The organism is Pseudomonas aestiva (assembly GCF_039908605.1).
Lineage (GTDB): Bacteria > Pseudomonadota > Gammaproteobacteria > Pseudomonadales > Pseudomonadaceae > Chryseomonas > Chryseomonas aestiva.
This window is the reverse complement of sequence record NZ_CP150916.1, coordinates 4076031-4089237: the sequence shown is the minus strand read 5'-3', so window position 1 is coordinate 4089237 and position 13207 is coordinate 4076031. Positions and strand designations below refer to the sequence as shown.

At 65.8% G+C, this 13207-nt stretch carries 13 protein-coding genes; 4 read left to right on the top strand and 9 right to left on the bottom strand.

Going from position 1 to position 13207, the window contains the following annotated elements; genetic code table 11:
* Nucleotide 1: 1 nt before the first annotated feature.
* The 4 genes from pstC (at nt 2) to AABM56_RS18975 (ending at nt 4199) form a co-directional block, all read left to right on the top strand.
* A complete protein-coding gene (pstC, locus tag AABM56_RS18990; RefSeq protein WP_044341613.1) occupies nt 2-976 on the top strand; it encodes a phosphate ABC transporter permease subunit PstC in 975 nt (324 codons plus the stop codon).
* On the top strand, nt 976-1851 hold the full coding sequence (gene pstA, locus AABM56_RS18985; RefSeq protein WP_044341612.1) for a phosphate ABC transporter permease PstA: 876 nt from the start codon (nt 976-978) through the stop codon (nt 1849-1851). The genes pstC and pstA overlap by 1 nt, the downstream gene beginning before the upstream one ends.
* Nucleotides 1852-1856: 5 nt before the next feature.
* Nucleotides 1857-2621, top strand: a complete 765-nt coding sequence (gene pstB / locus AABM56_RS18980; RefSeq protein WP_133861360.1) for a phosphate ABC transporter ATP-binding protein PstB — start codon at nt 1857-1859, stop codon at nt 2619-2621.
* Nucleotides 2622-2912: 291 nt separating this feature from the next.
* Nucleotides 2913-4199 carry a putative porin gene (locus AABM56_RS18975; protein WP_133861359.1) on the top strand — a complete coding sequence of 429 codons (1287 nt, stop codon included), beginning with the start codon at nt 2913-2915 and terminating at the stop codon, nt 4197-4199.
* Between the two features lie 546 nt (nt 4200-4745).
* On the opposite strand, the gene AABM56_RS18970 is transcribed toward AABM56_RS18975, so the two are convergent.
* The 9 genes from AABM56_RS18970 to AABM56_RS18930 form a co-directional block, all read right to left on the bottom strand.
* Nucleotides 4746-5036, bottom strand: a complete 291-nt coding sequence (locus AABM56_RS18970; RefSeq protein WP_347883623.1) for a DUF2845 domain-containing protein — start codon at nt 5034-5036, stop codon at nt 4746-4748.
* A gap of 41 nt (nt 5037-5077) precedes the next feature.
* Nucleotides 5078-5659: a DNA-3-methyladenine glycosylase gene (locus AABM56_RS18965; protein ID WP_347883622.1), complete on the bottom strand. Its 582-nt coding sequence runs from the start codon at nt 5657-5659 to the stop codon at nt 5078-5080.
* Nucleotides 5656-7455 carry a glycoside hydrolase family 15 protein gene (locus AABM56_RS18960; RefSeq protein ID WP_347883621.1) on the bottom strand — a complete coding sequence of 600 codons (1800 nt, stop codon included), beginning with the start codon at nt 7453-7455 and terminating at the stop codon, nt 5656-5658. The genes AABM56_RS18965 and AABM56_RS18960 overlap by 4 nt, the downstream gene beginning before the upstream one ends.
* A 5-nt stretch (nt 7456-7460) precedes the next feature.
* Nucleotides 7461-8354: an SDR family oxidoreductase gene (locus tag AABM56_RS18955; RefSeq protein WP_133861355.1), complete on the bottom strand. Its 894-nt coding sequence runs from the start codon at nt 8352-8354 to the stop codon at nt 7461-7463.
* A gap of 151 nt (nt 8355-8505) precedes the next feature.
* On the bottom strand, nt 8506-8649 hold the full coding sequence (locus tag AABM56_RS18950; RefSeq protein WP_166655911.1) for a hypothetical protein: 144 nt from the start codon (nt 8647-8649) through the stop codon (nt 8506-8508).
* 68 nt (nt 8650-8717) lie between these two features.
* Nucleotides 8718-8972: a hypothetical protein gene (locus AABM56_RS18945; protein ID WP_133861354.1), complete on the bottom strand. Its 255-nt coding sequence runs from the start codon at nt 8970-8972 to the stop codon at nt 8718-8720.
* 166 nt (nt 8973-9138) lie between these two features.
* A complete protein-coding gene (locus AABM56_RS18940; RefSeq protein ID WP_347883620.1) occupies nt 9139-10779 on the bottom strand; it encodes a methyl-accepting chemotaxis protein in 1641 nt (546 codons plus the stop codon).
* A 109-nt stretch (nt 10780-10888) separates the two neighbouring features.
* Nucleotides 10889-11830 (bottom strand): Gfo/Idh/MocA family protein, encoded by a 942-nt coding sequence (locus AABM56_RS18935; RefSeq protein ID WP_133861352.1) that lies wholly within the window; start codon nt 11828-11830, stop codon nt 10889-10891.
* Between the two features lie 66 nt (nt 11831-11896).
* On the bottom strand, nt 11897-12970 hold the full coding sequence (locus tag AABM56_RS18930; RefSeq protein WP_133861351.1) for a saccharopine dehydrogenase family protein: 1074 nt from the start codon (nt 12968-12970) through the stop codon (nt 11897-11899).
* Between the last annotated feature and the right edge of the window lie 237 nt (nt 12971-13207).

Below are 13207 nucleotides of genomic sequence, written 5' to 3'. Positions count from 1 at the left end.
CATGACCGACCAGACCCTGCCCCTCTCCGCCGTTCAGGAACAGCGCATCCGCCGGGATACCCGCGCCGATGTCTGGTTCCGCCGGCTGCTGTTTTCCGCCGCGCTGCTGGTACTGCTGGTACTGGTCGGCGCCGCCGCGTCCACCCTCTGGGGCGGTCGCCACGCCTTCATGACCTTCGGCCTGGACTTCATCACCTCGGCCGAATGGGATGTCGGCGCCGAGAAATTCGGCGCCCTGGTGCCCATCTACGGCACCCTGATGACCTCCTTCATCGCCCTGCTGCTGGCCGTGCCCACCGCCTTCGGCATCGCCCTGTTCCTCTCGGAGATCGCGCCGCCCTGGCTGCGCGGCCCGGTGGCCACGGCGGTCGAGCTGCTGGCGGGCATTCCCTCGATCATCTACGGCATGTGGGGCCTGTTCGTCTTCGGCCCCTTCATGGCCGCCTACATCTCGCCCTTCATCAACGACTACCTTGGCGCCATCCCGGTGATCGGGGTGCTGTTCCAGGGGCCGCCGCTGGGCATCGGCATGCTGACCGCCGGCATCATCCTGGCGATCATGATCCTGCCCTTCATCACCTCGGTGATGTACGAGGTGTTCCGCAGCGTGCCGGCCCAGCTCAAGGAATCGGCCTACGCCCTGGGTTCCACCACCTGGGAAGTCTGCTGGGACATCGTGCTGCCCTACACCCGCTCGGCGGTGGTCGGCGGCGCCTTCCTCGGCCTGGGCCGCGCCCTGGGCGAGACCATGGCGGTGACCTTCGTGCTGGGCAACGCCCACCAGTTCTCGCTCTCGCTGATGATGCCGAGCAGCTCCATCGCCTCGGTGATCGCCAACGAATTCAACGAGGCCTACACCGATCTGCACCGCTCTTCGCTGATCGCCCTGGGCTTCCTGCTGTTCGTGGTGACCTTCTTCGTGCTGCTGGCGGCACGGCTGATGCTGACGCAACTGTCGCGCAAGGCAGGTAACTGATGCACATCGACGCCTATCTCTATCGCAAGCGGCGGATCAAGAACGGCCTCGCGCTGATCTTTGGCAGCGCCGCCGCCGTGCTCGGCCTGGGTTTCCTGGCCTGGATCCTCGGCACCACCCTGATCAAGGGCGTCAGCGCCCTGAGCCCGGCCCTCTTCGTCGAGATGACGCCGCCGCCCGGCGCCGCCGACGGCGGTCTGGCCAACGCCCTGTTCGGCAGCGTGCTGATCACCCTGCTGGCCACCGCCATCGGCGCGCCCATCGGCATCCTCGCCGGCCTCTGGCTGGCCGAGTACGCCCGCCACTCCAAGCTCGGGCTGGTGGTGCGTTTCGTCAACGATATCCTGCTGTCGGCGCCGTCGATCGTCATCGGCCTGTTCATCTACACCGCCGTGGTGGTGACGCTGAACCAGTACTCCGGTGGCAGCCTGGGCTTCTCCGGTTTCGCCGGCTCCCTGGCACTGGCCATGCTGGTGGTGCCGGTGGTGACCCGTACGACCGACGAGATGATGCAGCTGCAGCCGCCGGCCATGCGCGAAGCGGCGCTGGCCCTGGGCATTCCCCAGTGGAAGGTGACCCTGCAGATCCTGCTGCGCGCCTCCCGCGCCGGCGTGGTGACCGGGGTGCTGCTGTCCATCGCCCGCATCACCGGCGAGACCGCACCGCTGCTGTTCACCGCCTTCGGCAACCAGTACTGGAACGCCGACGTGCTCAAGCCCATGGCCACCGTGCCGGTGACCATCTTCCAGTTCGCCATGAGTCCGTTCGAGAACTGGCAGCATCTGGCCTGGGCCGGCGCCCTGCTGCTGACACTGTTCGTGCTGCTCCTGAACCTCTCCTCTCGCTTCTTCTTTCGTAACCGGGATTCCAAGTGACTACCATGCAGACGCAGATACCGGAACTGCAGGCGCGCGACGTCGGCTTCCGTTACAAGGGCCACCAGGCGCTCAAGTCGATCAACCTGGATATTGCGGCCAAGCAGATCACCGCCATCATCGGCCCGTCCGGATGCGGCAAGTCCACGCTGCTGCGCATCTTCAACCGCATCTACTCGGAATACCCGGGGCTGGAAGCGAGCGGCGAGATCCTCATGGACGGGGAGAACATCCTCGATCCCAAGTACTCGCTGAGCCGCCTGCGCAGCACCATCGGCATGGTGTTCCAGAAGCCGGTGCCCTTCCCGATGTCGATCGCCGACAACGTCGCCTACGGCATCCGCCACCACGAGCGCCTGTCCCGCGTGGAGCTGCAGGATCGCGTCGAGCAGGCGCTGCGCGGCGCGGCGCTGTGGGACGAGGTCAAGGACAAGCTCAACCAGAGTGCCCTGGGTCTCTCCGGCGGTCAGCAGCAGCGGCTGTGTATCGCCCGCACCATCGCCCTGCGTCCGCGGGTGCTGCTGCTGGACGAGCCGACCTCGGCCCTTGACCCCATCTCCACCGCGCGCATCGAGCAGTTGCTGGCCGAACTCAAGCAGGAGTTCACCGTGGTCATCGTCACCCACAACATGCAGCAGGCGGCGCGCTGCTCCGACGTCACCGCCTTCATGTACCTGGGCGAGCTGATCGAAGTGGACAAGACCGACAAGATCTTCACCAAGCCGGACAGGAAGCAGACCGAGGACTACATCACCGGTCGCTTCGGCTGAGGATTTCGCCGGCACTCGGCAAGGCCACTCCCCGGAGTGGCCTTTTTCTTGGGCGGTCGGAAAGCGCCGGGCCAGGGCGTCCGCTCAGCGTGTTCCATTCCCAGCCACTGGCGAGCCGTCCGGGATGAATGAAAGTTTGATTAAATTTTTCTTTATATTCAATGGCTTGAATTAAAAGCTTTATCTTCCTGCAAGTAAAATGACATCTCTTCTGCCGAGACTGACCCAGCTTCGTGACGGGCTGCACTGCCAGCCATCACTCCCTGGATAGTCTTGCAAGGAGATCTGCCGATGTCTGTTAACCCTTATCGATTCACGGCGCTGTTCTCGGGCGTGCTCCTGGCCACCTGCTCGGCCGCCACAAGTGCCGCGGTCGATGAGAAGCTGCTCGACATGCTCAAGGCCAACGGCTCCATCACCCCGGCCCAGTACAGCGAATTGCGCGGCGATCTGCAGCAGGAGCAGCAGGCACGTGCCGCCCAGGTCGCCCAGCAGCAGAAGACCTCCGATTTCGAGAAGAAACTGGCCTGGGCCGCCAAGACCCAGATCAAGGGCGACGTGCGGGTGCGCCACGAGAGCATCGACATCAGCGGCGAGCCGGACAACGGCCGCGACCGGGACCGCCAGCGCATCCGCGCGCGACTGGGCGCCTACAGCGAGATCAATCCGCAGGTGGACACCGGCATCCGCATCGCCACCGGCGGCGGCGACGATGCCCGCTCTACCAACCAGGACCTCAACGGCTACTTCAACAAGAAGCAGCTCTGGTTGGATCAGGCCTACATCGACTACCACCCCACAGCGCTGCCGAGTCTGCATCTGGTGGGTGGCAAGATGGGCCAGCAGTGGGTGAGCACCGGCGATGTCATCTGGGACGCCGACATCAACCCCGAAGGCCTGGCCGGCACCTACAAGTACGATCTGGGCGGCGGCGCCGAGCTGTTCGGCAGCACCGGCTACTACGTGCTCAAGGACAACGTCGACGGCGAAGGCTATGAATTCAAGCACGACCTGCGCCTCTACGCCGGCCAGCTCGGCAGCCGCTTCAACCTGGGCGATGCCGCCAAACTGATGGTCGGTGGCAGCGTCTACGCCTACGACAAGGACCAGGACAGCACCTGCCCGACCACCGGCTCGGTCACCTCGCCCTGCGCCCTGGCGGTCAATGGCAACACCACCGACCGCTTCCAGCTCTACGAGGGCTTCGCCCAGCTGGACCTGACCAAGCTGTGGGTGCCGCTGTCCTTCTATGGCCAGTACGTGGTCAACGACAAGGCCGACGACGGCGAGGACACCGCCTGGCTGGTGGGCGCCAAGACCAAGCTGATGCAGCGGGTCGGGTTGGAATACAACTACCGCGATGTCCAGCGCAACGCCGTGGTTGGTGCCTTTACCGACTCGGACTTCGGCAACGGCTCGACCGGGGCCCGCGGCCACAAGCTCAAGCTCGGCTACGACATCGACAAGAACTTCGGCGTGGGCCTGACCTACTTCCTCGCCGAGTCCGATACCGCCAGCCGCTTCCGCCGCGACGCCGACGTCAAGACCCTGCAGCTTGACCTGGAAGCCAAGTTCTAACCACGACCCTGAGGTCGTGCTCCTCTTGAACCGCCCTCGGGCGGTTCTTTTTTGCCTGCTCGATGGAGAAACTCGCCTGGCAAATGTTGGGCTTCGCTGCACTCCACCCAACCTACGCCTGAGCCGCCTCGCCCCTACGTCGGAGCTGCTGCTTTTCCCCCTCTCCCTCCGGGAGAGGGTTGGGGTGAGGGTGTGTGGCCTTTGGGCTTCGCTGCGCTCAACCCAACCTACGCCTGAGCCGCCTCGCCCCTGCGTCGGAGCTGCTGCTTTTCCCCCTCTCCCTCCGGGAGAGGGTTGGGGTGAGGGTGTCTGGCTGTTGGGCTTCGCTGCACTCCACCCAACCTACGCCTGAGCCGCCTTGCCCCTGCGTCGGAGCTGCTGCTTTTCCCCCTCTCCCTCCGGGAGAGGGTTGGGGTGAGGGTGTCTGGCCGTTGGGCTTCGCTGCGCTCAACCCAACCTACGCCTGAGCCGCCTCGCCCCTGCGTCGGAGCTGGTGCTTTTCTCTCTCTCCCTCCGGGAGAGGGTTGGGGTGAGGGAGGCTTCCCGCTAACGCTCGACCCTGATCTCCACCAGCTTGCCGTCGATGAACTTGAGGTGACGCGAGGCGCCGTTCGCCGGTGCATAGGTCCAGAACTGGGTCTCGGCGGCATTGAATTTGGGCACGTTGTTATTGCGCAGCGCCGGTGGATTGATCTTGCGCTCAGCCGGGGCGCTGCAGGCGGCCAGCACCTGTTCGACGCTGTCGCCTTCCTCGACGAGACTCTGACCACAGCGCAGGCTCGCCTGGGCGAGGAGGGGAAAGAGTAGGGCGATAGGCAGCAGCTGACTGGCGCGCATGGGGCCTCCGAGAGGTTGCGGCAACGGTCGTTGCCTTCAGCCTAGCTGTTATCGCCGGGCTGGGGCGCTTTGGCAAAGCCACGACTCAGATAGCGCGAACCGGCCAGGCCGAAACGCCAGGGCACCTCGCGCGCGCGGCTGATGCCGATGCGCGGGCCCGCGATCACCGCTACCTCGGCAGCCGCGGGCTCCAGCAGGAAGGGTGGCTCGATCAGCGGCAAGCCATCGTGACTGCCGTCGATGGCGAGGGCCTGGCACAGCCGGCCGGGACCGGCGCACAGCAGGCGATCGGCCAGGCCGCCCCGACGTTCCCGCATCACCTCCAGACCCCACAGTGGCTCCAGCGCGCGGATCAGTACACCCGCGCCATGCCCGGCCTCGCGGCAGACCAGATTGAAGCACCAGTGGATGCCATAGGAGCGATAGACATAGGCATACCCGGGCGGACCGAACATGGCGCGGTTGCGCGGGGTGGGGCCGGAAAAGCTGTGGGAGGCCGGGTCTTCGCCGTCGTAGGCCTCGGTCTCGACGATCAGGCCGCCCACACCCTCGACTCTGAGCGTCGCCCCGATCAGTTGCCGGGCGACCTCGTCCACCGGACGGGTGAAATCCAGATCGCTCACGCCTCGGGCTCCGGCTCTTCCAGGATCAGCGCCGCATGCACCATGGCCAGGTGACTCAGGCCCTGGGGGAAGTTGCCCAGGGCCGCGCCATCCCGGGGATCGCGCATCTCGGTCATCAGGCCGACGCCATTGAGACTGGCGGCCAGGACCTCGCGCATTAGTTCCCGCGCCTGGTCCACCTCGCCCAGCACGGCATGGGCCTCGACCATCCAGTAGGAACAGGCCAGGAACGCACCTTCTTCCTGGTCAGCACCGCTGTAGCGATAGACCAGAGGTCCATGGGCCAACTCACGGCGAATGGCCGCCAGGGTGCTGACCGAACGCTCACCACCGTTGAAGCCAAAGCGGATGCCGAGCAGCAGCCCGGCGTCCAGGCGCTCGGTACCGGCATAGAAGGTGTAGGCCTGCTTGCGCTCGCTCCAGCAATGTTCGTTGACCCAGTCGCGGATGCGGTCGCGCTCGCGCGCCCAGCGACCGCACATGGCGTCGGGGATATGGCCATCGCGGGCCAGGGTCACGGCGCGGTCCAGGGCGAACCAGCAGCCCAGCTTGGACAGGGTGTAGTGGCGCTCTTCAGGCAATTCCCACATGCCGGCATCCGGCTGGCGCCAACCATCGGCACAGAGATTGGCCAGGTCGGTGAGCAGGCTGGCGGTGGCGAAATCCAGCACATGGCCCTTGCTGGCATAGAGGCGAAAGGTCTCCAGCAGATCGCCATAGAGACTCAGCTGACACTGGGCGCTGGCGCGATTGCCGACGCGTACCGGCTGGGAGTCGCGATAGCCAGGAACCGGAATGATGCGTTCCTCGGGGGCCAGTTCGCCTTCCAGGGTAAAGCAGGTGTGCAGGCGATTGCCGTGGCGGCGGATGACGTTCTGGATCCAGGCCAGGGCCGCCTGGGCCTCGCCGAGGGCACCCAGGCGCAGGAAGGCCTTGATGGTAAAGACCGCATCACGCACCCAGGCATAGCGGTATTCATAATTCTTGTCGCCGCCGATGCGTTCCGGCAGCGAGGTGGTGGCGGCGGCGACGATGGCGCCAGTGGGGGAGTAGAGCAGCAGCTTGAGGGCCAGCGCCGAGCGCTTCACCTCGCTGAGGAATTCGCCCCGGTAGGCGAAGCCCTGGGCCCATTCGCGCCAAGCCTGGTCACTGCGATCGATACGCTGGTCCACCTCGTCCAGGGAGGGCACCACCAGGGGTTCGTTCTCGGTCGCGGTCAAGGCCAGGACGCTGCGTTGCCCGGCTTCCAGTACCAGTCGCGCCACCAGTCGGCGATCATCGCACTGGAGGATCTCCAGCCGCTCGCAATAACGCAGGGTGGCCATCACGCCATCGACGTGCATGACCTCGCCATTGGGGGTGCTGCGCATCCAGGGCGACACGGTCTGGCCCTGGGTCCCGGGTACCAGCTCGATACGCAATTCGACCCATCCGGAAAGGCCTTCGACGCGGCGACCCAGTTCGCACCAGGGCAGGCGTCCGGCCGAGCCGCTGTTGAGCGATTCGGTGAGGCGCACGCTGCCGTCAGCGGTGTGAAAGCAGGTTTCCAGGACGTTGCTGTCTTCGCGGTAGGCGCGCTCGACGCGATAGTCGGCCACCGGCGCGATCGAAAAGAAACCGCCTGCCGGGGCATCCAGCAGGCGGTCGAACAGCGGTGCGGAATCCATGTTGGGCACGCACCACCAGTCCAGCGAGCCGTCCGGCGCCACCAGGGCGACCGAACGGCCATCGGAGAGGGCGGCATAGCCCGCCAGGGGCGCGTAGCCATCCTGGCGGGCGGGATCGAAGGCTGCCATGGCCGTCAGCCCATGCCTCCGGTGGCGCCATAGACCTCACCGGTCACATAGCTCGACTCCTGGGAGGCCAGCAGTACATAGATGGGCGCCAGTTCCGCCGGCTGCCCGGGACGCTTGAACACCGTCTCGCCGCCGAAGGTGGGGATCTTCTCCTGGGGCTGACCACCGCTGGGCTGCAGCGGCGTCCAGAAGGGACCGGGGGCTACGGCATTGACGCGGATGCCCTTGCTGGCGACCTGCTTGGCCAGCGCCTTGGTGAAGTTGGTGATGGCCGCCTTGGTCGAGGCGTAGTCCAGCAGGAATTCCGAGGGCTGGGTGGCCTGGATCGAGGTGGTGTTGATGATGGCGGCGCCAGCCGGCAGGTGCGGCAGCGCGGCCTTGCACAGCCAGAACAGGGCGTAGACGTTGGTCTTGTAGGTAGCGTCGAACTGCTCGGTGGTCAGCTCGGCGATGTCCTGCACGGCGGTCTGCTTGCCAGCCACATTGACCAGGATGTCGAGGCCACCCAGGGCCTCCTTGGCCTTGCTCACCAGTTGGGTGCAGAAGGCTTCGTCCTTCAGGTCACCGGGAACGCAGACGGCCTTGCGACCCTCGGCTTCCACCAGCTTGACCACTTCCTGGGCGTCGGCCTCTTCCTCGGGCAGGTAGTTGAGCACCAGATCGGCACCCTCCCGAGCGTAGGCGATGGCCGTGGCCCGACCGATTCCCGAATCCGCGCCGGTGATCAGCGCCTTGCGCCCGGCCAGGCGACCGAAGCCCTTGTAGCTGGCCTCGCCATGATCGGGACGCGGTTCCATGGCCTGGGCCAGACCCGGGGCCTGTTGGGGCTGCTTGGGAAATTCAGGCTGGGGATACTGGGTAAGGGGGTTCTGCATGCTGTACTGGTTGTCGCTGGACATGACATCTCCTGAAGGGGGCCAAAAGGCGCCCGTTTGGCATCTTTTCGATGACGTTCAAGGAAATGGAGCGACAAGTTACGTAAGAGGTTCCCACCGATCGGCGACGGATGTATCGGGCCGAACGGCGTTCTTGCCTGACTTCAACCCAGGGCTATGCCTTTTCCGGCTTGGCCAGGCGTCCAATGACGGGGAGAAGGGAAGGGGCTTCGGCAGGAGCGATCGTCGTGATGGCGAAGAGCGCGAAAGCGGCCGCGCTGGCGGCCCTGTTGTGCTTGCCCGGGTACTGGCTGTTCATACCGCCGTCCGGTGGTGGAGGCCATGGTGGTTGCCCGGGGTAGAAGGAGTCGCGCTAGCCGTTCTACCTCAGGCGTCGAGTGGCTCCAGCCGCAGGGCTACGCCAGTTCGCTGCAGGGTGAGGATATCCGCGTCGCGACAGCCGATCAGCTGGCCCTCGGCGGTGCGCAACTGGTCATCTTCCAGCTGCGCATAGGACTGCGGTTGCTTTCCATCGCCCGCGACCATGATGTACAGCTGCCCACACAGCAATTGCCCAGCCAGACGACCATCGTCCAGGCCGATCAGGCGGTAGCTGCGGCGGGCATCGTAGGTAAAGCGCATGGGAGCATCCATTCAGGTCTTTCTGTTCAGAACCGCGCTGGCACGCAATGTTCAATTCCGAACATCGGCGCGTCACGTCGGCAGACCCATGGCCGCGCGGGAAGCCTGCCACTCGCTGCGGCGAGGGCAGGCTGACCGCCGGTCGGAAGGTCCCCTGGGTGGCCGATCAGTAACGGAATTGCGCCACCAGGCTCTGGAAGGAGGTGGCCAGTCGCGACAGCTCCTGGCTGGAGGCGGCCGTCTGCTGGGCCCCGGTAGCAGTCTGGGTGGACAGGTCCTGGATGTTGACCAGATTGCGATCCACTTCGCGGGCGACCTGGGCCTGCTCTTCGGCGGCACTGGCGATCACCAGGTTGCGCTCCTCGATCTGGGCGACCCCGGCGGCGATGCGGTCCAGGGCTTCACCGGCCCGATTGGCGCGCGCCTGGGTGCTGTCGGCCAGGGACTGGCTCTTGTGCATGGCGCCCACCGCTTCCTCGGCGCTGCTGCGCACGGCGCTCATCATGCGTTCGATCTCGCCGGTGGACCCCTGAGTGCGATGGGCCAGGGCACGGACCTCGTCCGCCACCACGGCGAAGCCGCGGCCCTGTTCGCCTGCCCGGGCGGCTTCGATGGCGGCATTGAGCGCCAGCAGGTTGGTCTGCTCGGCGATCCCGCGGATCACCTCCAGCAATTTGCCGATCTCGCGCACCTGGCCTTCCAGGGTCTGCACCTTCTGGGTCGAATCGGTGATCTCGCCGGTCATCACCGCCATGGCCTGGGCGGCCTGCTGCACCTGCTCGCGACCCTGCTGGGCTTCGCGGCTGGTGTCCTGGGAGGCAGTGGAGGTAGAGGCGGCATTGCGCGCCACCTCTTCCACAGCGGCGGTCATCTGATTGACTGCGGTGGCAGCCTGCTGCACCTCGTCGTGCTGGCGGACCTGGCCACGCGAGCTCTCCTCGGTCACCGCGTGCAATTCCTCGGCGGCCGCGGCGAGCTGGCTGGAGGCACCGGCCATCTGCTGCACGGTGTCTTTCAGGCTGCGCTGCATGCCGCCGAGGGCCTGCAGCAGCTGGCCGACTTCGTCGCGGCGGCTGCTCTGGATCGGCAGGGTCAGATCGCCCTGGGCGACGCGCTCGGCGCTGCCCACCGCCTGGCGGATGGGCGAAACGATCAGGCGCGTGATGACGATGCTCAGCGCCAGGGCACAGAGCGTGGCCAGCAGCAGCCCCAGGCCGAGTGCCCAGACCGCTTTCTGGTAGGCAGCATGCGCGGCGTCGCCGGCTTCGGTGCTCTGGCGCTTGTTGGACTGAATCATGATCTTGAACGAGGCCATGGTCTTGCGGTAGGTGGGTTGCACCTGCTCGTTCAACAGCTTGGCGGCACCGGCTACGTCCTTGGCGGCCAGTCGCGCCAGGATGGCGTCGGTACCGGCGATATAGCTCTTCCAGTCCTGCTCGAAGGCATCACCGGCCTGCTTTTCATCGGCCTGCAGCGGCGTGGTGCGATAGGCGGCGAAGGGTTTTTCGGCATCGGCCTGGTTATCGCGCAGAGAGGTGATGACGGTCTGGAGTTCGCTCTGGGGGGCCTCGCCGTAGGCCATGGACAGCACGCGGAACAGATCGCGGTTGTGGCCGATGACATTGCTCTTGGCATCGTTGAGCAAGCTGATGGAGAGCAGCGTGTCGCCCAGCACGTTATCCAGTTGGGCGTTGACGCTGCGGATACCGCTGAAGCCGACGGCGCCGATGCCCAGGGTGATGGCCGTGCACAGGCCAAAGGCCATGGCGAGTTTCTTCGCCAGTGCCAGATTGTTGAACCAGACCATGGAGCCTTCCTTTCTGCGAGGTGGGTATCAGCCAAGTTGCGCTGGATACCCTCGCTATCGGCACCAACAGTCCGACCTTTAGGTGGGCCCGGAGCGTTCGATTCCGCCTTCAACCGCGTCCATAGAGGCTATCAAGCAGCCGATTGGCCCTCAGGGCATCCGCCAGACCGGCCAGTTCCGGTCGCGGTTGGCCGAGCAGCTGGTCGAACACCGCCTGGGCGCCCTGGGGCACGCCGGGGTCCACGCCCTCGGCCAGCACCTGACGATTGCCCTTGGCGTCGTGCAGCACCAGGCGCCCCGCGGAAAGCTCCAGGGTTCCCTCGCTACCGTCCAGACGAATGGCCAGCCGCGGACCGCGCAGGGTGGCGCTGGCGCGCAGATGAATCGGCAGATCACCGGCCTGGAGCAAGGCCTCGCCGCCATGATCCAGCGGCCAGCGCGGATCGCGGTCCAGTCGGCTATGGGCGACCGTCAGGGCCTCACCGCATAGCCAGGCGCTGAAATCCAGCAGGTGCACGGCCAGGTCGCCAAAGGCGCCATAGCCCATGCGGCGCTCGTCCAGATGCGCCGGCCAGTCGCTGAGCCAGCCCTCCAGCAGCCCCGGGTGGCCGGCGGTCAGTGACAGGTGGCTGAGGCTACCGATGGCACCGTCCCGCGCCCGCTGGCGCAACAGCTGCAGGGCCGGGTCGGTGCGCAGATAGAAACCGCTGAAGCAGGAACGCCCGGCGAGCTGATCGGCCAGGGCGGAGGCACGGGCTGCCGAGACGGCCAGTGGCTTTTCCACGAAGAGATGACGGGCCCGGGGAAGCAGGGCGGTCACCGCCGCCTCGTGATCCTCGATGGCGGTGGTGACGAAGGCCAGGTCCACCTCGGGCAACCGGGCGAAGTCATCCACTACCGGCAGACCCTGAGGGGCAGCGAGGCGCCTGGCGCGGGCGGGATCGCGTTCGCTGGCCACCGCCACTACCCGCACGCGCGGATCGGCCAGGCTGGTGTCCAGGTAGTCCTGGGCGTGGATCTGTTCGCAACCGACGATGGCGACGCTGAGCATGACGAGGGGGCCTTTAACGGTAACTGTTTCGTTATGGACCCCTGGTCTGCCGCTAAGCTTCCCCGATCAGACCGGCTGGTAGGCCTTGCCGAAACGGTTGGCCAGGAAGGCCTCCATGTCCACCTGCTCCTGGGCGATGAAGCCGCGCTGCGGCAGCTTGCCTTCGCGGAACAGATCCAGGGCGGTGCAGATGCCGGCCGCGGTGGTGATCTGGATGGCGCTGGTCAGGCGACCGTCGCGCTCGGCGGCAAAGATCTTGCGGCTGAACACCTCCTGCACCAGCTTGCCACCGCGCATCCCGCTGACGGTGACAAACACCAGCACCACGTCCTGCATGGTGGTGGGCACGGCGCCGCGCAGGATGTTCTTGAGCTGCTCTTGGTCACCGGCCAGGCGCAGGTCTTCCAGCAGGAACTTCATCAGGTCACGGTGACCGGGATAGCGCACGGTTTTGTAGTCCAGGGTTTCCACCTGGCCCTGCAGCGTCTCGCAGAGGGTGCCAAGGCCGCCCGAGGTGTTGAAGGCCTCGTATTCCACGCCGTCCAGGGAAAAGTGTTCCAGGCCTTCCAGCGGCTGCACCAGTTGCAGCTCGCCGTTGCGCACGGCTTCGCAGGGGTGGCAGTACTCGTTGACCAGGCCGTCGACGCTCCAGGTCAGGTTGTACTTCAAGGCATTGGTGGGAAATTCCGGCAGGGCGCCGACACGCATCTTCACCTCGCGCACGCTGTCGAAGCGCTTGGCCAGGGAGTGCGCGGCGATACCGATGAAGCCGGGCGCCAGACCGCACTGGGGCATGAAGGCATTGCTCGCGCCCTCGGCCAGTTGGCGGATGGTCTTGGTCGCCTTCACGTCTTCGGTCAGGTCGAAATAGTGGGTGTTGGTGGCCTTGGCCGCCTGGGCCACCGGAATCGCCAGATGATAGGGCAGGGCATTGAGCACCACGTCCTGGTCGTCCAGGGCCGCGGCCAGGGCGCTGGCGTCGGCGGTATCCAGGGTCCGGGTCTGCACGCCCAGGGCGGCGATGGCCGCCAGGGCGCGCTCGTCGCGATCCGCCACCGTCACCTGGTAGTCGCCACTGGCGTGCAGCAATTGCGAAATGGTGTAGCCGATATGGCCGGCGCCGAGCAGGGTGACTTTCATGGCGGGATCCTCCGTGGTTGAGGCTCCAGCTTAGAAAGCGGCGCTGTCAGATGTGAGCGTCAGAGCGTCGAATCGTTGTGCTTTATTTGACGAAACGGCGGAGTATTCGTCGTTTCGACGAGGCGGCTCGCGGCTTACCCGAGTTGCCGCCCCAACAGGCTATCGATGTCTCCGTAGGTTGGGTTGAGACGGCTCTATCGTCGAAGCCCACCATGGCGAGCCCCGAGGCGATGTTGA